This window comes from Saccharopolyspora sp. NPDC000995 (genome assembly GCF_053599315.1).
In genome coordinates this window covers 1-4980 of record NZ_JBSFLZ010000229.1, presented here as the reverse complement: position 1 = coordinate 4980, position 4980 = coordinate 1, and the positions used below count along the sequence as shown (strand labels likewise).

Annotated in this window: 1 pseudogene; it reads left to right on the top strand. The window is 62.5% G+C overall.

The window, feature by feature from the left end:
- Positions 1–22 precede the first annotated feature (22 nt).
- Positions 23–4980: pseudogene (locus tag ACWDKQ_RS35095) on the top strand (hypothetical protein); the annotation flags it as partial.

Sequence of the window (4980 nt, the reverse complement as noted above, 5' to 3'; positions counted from 1 at the left end):
GGATGTGATGGCACACGAGTTGATGACGAACCCGCGGGATGATCAGCAGTTGCAGTTGCGGTGGGAACTGGTCAGTTACCTGGCTGGTGACCTCAACGGCGGTGCGGACACGAGTATTGCCAATGCCTTGCTTTCCGCCACGGTGACCTCGGAGCGAGGAGACAAGCACTCTGTAGGACGCCAAATTTTTCAGCGGCGCGTGGCGATTGGGATGTCTTTCAGTGGTTTGCCGGACAGTGCTGCGGTCGAACGGATGCTGCGAAATGAGGCACTTGAGGACGCGCTTCGCGGGGATTACACCATCGCCTCTTTTGGGGCTCGGTTCAACAGATCTGTGCCATGGGGTCGCAAAGTTATTGATGAGGCCAAGGCGCTGATCTCCGAATTGCGAACTGCCGGTGAGGCTCTGCGGCAGATTTTGGTGGAGGCGGAGGCGGATACTGACCTGTGGAACGTATATGACGCCAAGATTGCGGAGTGGTTGGATCTAGATGGGGTGCGTTTGGACGCGATCCGCAGCCGGGCAGAGGAAGCTGTCGCTGCTGTTCAGCAGTTGCGGGAACGGCTGCCAAATAACGCGATACCGGAAATGCGGGATAGTTTCGAGACAGCAGACGGCGGGTTACGGCAGTGGGGGGCTCTGCATGGTCCAGATCCGGTGGGCCAGACGTTCGCTGACGCGGACCAGCACTTCGGGCGAATGCAGGATGATCCATCGTGGAATGTGGTCCCGCATCGGCCGCTGACGCATGGCGGTCGTATAGGGGATGCGCAGGCGTTGTTGCAGGACTGGAATGAGCGGTACGAGCGGGCCGCGGCGCAGATGCATGAGTGGGTCGGCATCGCTGGTCATGATGCGGTGCACCGGTTGTTGGCTGATGCGGACGGGATTTTGGGGCCGCTGAGGGTGTCGTGGCAGTTCCGGAATGTGCTGGCGCACTGGTTGGGTGAGAATCCGGGTGACTGGCACGGTGCTCAGGCGGTGCGGGTGGAACTGGCCGGTTATCTGGCCGGTGACCCTGATATCGGCGTGGTGGTGAGTGGTTTGCCTCGTGATGCGTTCGAGGCGGTGAGAGTGGAAGAGGCGCGTTGGCAGGAGGTTGGTGCTGGGAATCAGGCGGAGGTTGGGGCCGTTGCCGTCTCGATGGTGCGTGGGGTCGATGATGATCCAGCGCTGCGCGTTACTTCTCAGACAAGCTCGGTAAAGCGCAGGTTCGCGGAGGCCGGTAGGGCGTTGCGGCAGGTGGCCGACGAGCAAGGTCAAGGTGCCGTGGACGGTTTGTACGCTGCCGCGGACGAGGTCTTGGGGTCTCTTAAGGAGTCGCAGCCGTTCCGGGATGTGATGGCGCACGAGTTGATGACGAACCCGCCGGATGCTCAGCAGTTGCAGTTGCGGTGGGAACTGGTCAGTTACCTGGCTGGTGACCTCAGCGGCGGTGCGGACACGAGTACTGCCGACGACTTGCTTTCCGCCACGGTGCCCCCGGAGCTTGGAGCAAACGCAGATAAGGTTAGACGGCAGCTGATGTATCGACGACGCGTGGCGATTGGCAAGGCGTTTAGTGGTTTGTCGGACGGTGCTGTCGAACGGGTGCTGCGAAACGAGGCGCGCGACTACGCGCTTCGCGAGGAGATCGCGAAGTGGTTGCCGATTAATCGGAACGCGCAGGTCCAAGCTATCCGCAGCCGGGTAGAGGAAGCTGTCGCTGCTGTTCAGGAGTTGCGGGAACGGCTGCTAAATAACGCGATACCGGAAACGCGGGATAGTTCCGAGACAGTAGATGGCGGGTTACCGCAGTGGGGGGCTCTGCATGGTCCAGATGAGGTGGGCCAGACGTTCGCTGACGCGGACCAGCACTTCGGGGGAATGCAGGATGATCCATCGCGGAATGCGGTCGCGGATGCGCAGGCGCTGCGGGACTGGGATGAGCGGTACGTGCGGGCCGCGACGCAGTTGCATGAGTGGGTCGGCATCGCTGGTCATGATGCTGTGGGCCGGTTGTTGGCTGATGCGGACGGGATTTTGGGGCCGCTGAGGGTGTCGTGGCAGTTCCGGAATGTGCTGGCGCACTGGTTGGGTGAGAATCCGGGTGACTGGCACGGTGCCCAGGATGTGCGTGCGGAACTGGCCGATTACCTGGCCGGTGACCCTGGCATTGGCGTGGCGGTGAGTGGTCTGACTCTCGACGCGTTCGAGGAAGTGCGAGCGGAAGAGGAGCGTCGGCAGGCAGATCGTGCTGGCAACCAGGCGGAAGCAGCGGTCGTTGCTGTCCCGATGGTGCGCGGGTTCGATGATGATCCAGCGTTGCGCGTTTTTTCTCGCGTTGGTTCGGTACGGCGGAGGTTCGCGGAGGCCGGTAGGGCGTTGCGGCAGGTGGCCGACGAACAAGGTCAAGATGCGGTGGACGGTTTGTACGCTGCCGCGGACGAGGTCTTGGGGTCTCTTAAGGAGTCGCAGCCGTTCCGGGATGTGATGGCACATCAGTTGATGACGAACCCGCCGGATGCTCAGGAGGTGCAGGAGTTGAGGTGGGAACTGGTCAGTTACCTGGCTGGTGACCTCAGCGGCGGTGCGGACACGGGTACTTCCAACAACTTGCTTTCCGCCCTGGATACCCGGGATCCTGAAGAGATAGTTTCTCGAGCAGTGCAGGGGTATTATCGGTGCGTGGCGGTTGGCAAGGCGCTTAGCGGTTTGCCGGATGACAATGCTGTCAAAAAGGTGCTGCGAAACGAGGCACGTGAGGAAGCGCTTCGCGGGGATTACACCACCGCCGCTTTGGGGGCTCGGTACAACAGATCTCACGATTGGGGTAACAAAGTTCTTGCTGAGGTCAAGAAGTCGCTGACCTCAGATTTGCAAGCTTCGGTGGATTCTCTGCGGCAGATTTTGGCAGGAGTGGGGGCACACGCTGACTTGCAGAACGAATATGAGACCAAGATTGGAGTGTGGTTGGATCTTAAAAGGGTGCGGGTCGCAGAGATCCGCGACCGTGTACACGAAGCTGCCGATGCTGTTCGAGAATTGTGGGCCTTGCGGGAGCGGCTCCGGAATGACGCGATACGGGAATTGCGGGCGATTTTCGGGGCAGCCGACTGGTTGCGGCAGTTCGAAGATCTGTCCGGTCCAAATTCGGTGGTCCAAGCGTTCCTTGACGTAGACCGGCACTTCGGGCGAATGCAGGATGATCAATTGCGGAGGGCGGTGGTGCATTGGTGGGTGACCTATGGAGCTCAGATAGGGGATGCTCGGGACCGTATAGGGAGTGCGGAGGCGTTTGTGCAGCGACTGCACCGTCTGCAGCTCGCGGCGATGGCGGTGAGTGCGGGCGCGGGGCCGGAGCCGGGTAGGGACGTGCTGTCGCAGTCCACTGAGGATGTATCGGGTTATGCGGACACCGGTGACATTGGTGATACCGAGAGCGTCTTCGATGAGGCGGAACTGGAGCGGTTGCGGGAGCGGCTTGATCGCTTGAGGGGAGAGGCGGAGTCGTCGGAAGGCCCGATGCCCGCTGCGGGGGTGCAGCAGTCGCAGGGTTCGGCTGGCGCGAGTGACGGGGGTGGGCCGTCACGGTGGGGCATCGACCGGTACGGGCGGTCCGGTGACGTCGTGGTTGGTGGTGGGTCGGGGTCTGACGGTTCGGGCGGTGGGGTGAGTGCGGGTGGGGTCGGGGCCGAGCCTGGATCGGAGATCTCAGCGGAGGGGGAGTCCGATTCGGATGCAATGGGTTCGGCGGGTTTTGGTGCGGTGGCCGAGCCGGGCGATCGTGCGGAGGAAGCCGGGGAAAGCCGCGCGAATGGTGCGACGAGTTCGACGGAAGCGGACCGTGCGGACGAGGCGCGGGGTGTGGTGGAGCATTACGTGGGTATGGCGGGTGGTCGGGCTGCGTTGGCGGATGCGATCGGGTTGCATCATCAGGAACGGGGTTTCGGTCGGTTCGGTTCGCGGTGGGTGCGTAATTATGAGCAGCGTTTGGTCAACATTGCCCGGCTGATGTTGGATCTGCGCGACAGTGCCGCGTTCGAGGGTGCGCCTTCTGTTTTGGGCTTGCGTAATGTTCGGCGTTTGTTCGACGCGGTTCGCCATCGTTATCCAGATGTGGGCGAGACCGTGACGATCGATCATGTGCGCCGGTTGGTGCGGGACTTCAACCCAGATGATGAACGTCCGGTGTCGGATGCGGACGTGCGGATGCTGGTGACACTCATCCCATCCGCGAAGGATCTGTGGGGTGAGGTCAGCTTTGACACCTTGCGGCGTGTTTGGCGCACGCAAACGGCCCCTATGGAAATGCCCGGCCGTGAAGCGCTGCGTGCTCTGGAGCCCATTGTCAGCCAGCTGACGGCTAATCGTGCGCGGCTGGAGGCGAACGGGCAGGGCTTGCTGGCTCGTGTCGAGGATTTCCTGGATAACGTCCGGGAGGAGATGAGGACGCATTGGCGGCCGACCGACCGTTCTCGTGTGACCTTGTTGAGTGATCTCCGGGTTAGCGGTGAATGGCTGGTCCAGGAGATGAATGCGGATGTGAGCGATCCTGCCGTAGCCGTGTTGGTGGCGTTGGCGCAGGAGCACGGTGGCGGACGCGCTGTGGCCCAAGCGGCCGGCGTGGATTCGCAGTCTGGGGCATGGGATCGGCAGAGCCCGCGCGATGCTGTGAACCGGGTGTGGGAGCGGTTGACCAACGTTGCGCGGTTGGCGGTGGCCAGGGATGGAGACCAGCCGACTCTGGATCAGTTGCGGCAGGCCGCCGACATTGCCCGGCTCAGGCCGCGCGTGCAGGGTTTGCGGGTGCAGGGTGCGGACCCCCGGCTGGGTCCGATGCCTGCTGATCTGGACGAAGCGGGACTGGCCGGGTATCTGCGGTCGGTGGTCGAGTTGTGGGCGGAGCGTCCCCGGCAGGGGGAGGAGTTCGGGGGCGCTGCCGTGCGTGCGGTGACCGAGAACGATGTGCATCACCTGGCCGACCTGATGATGTCGCA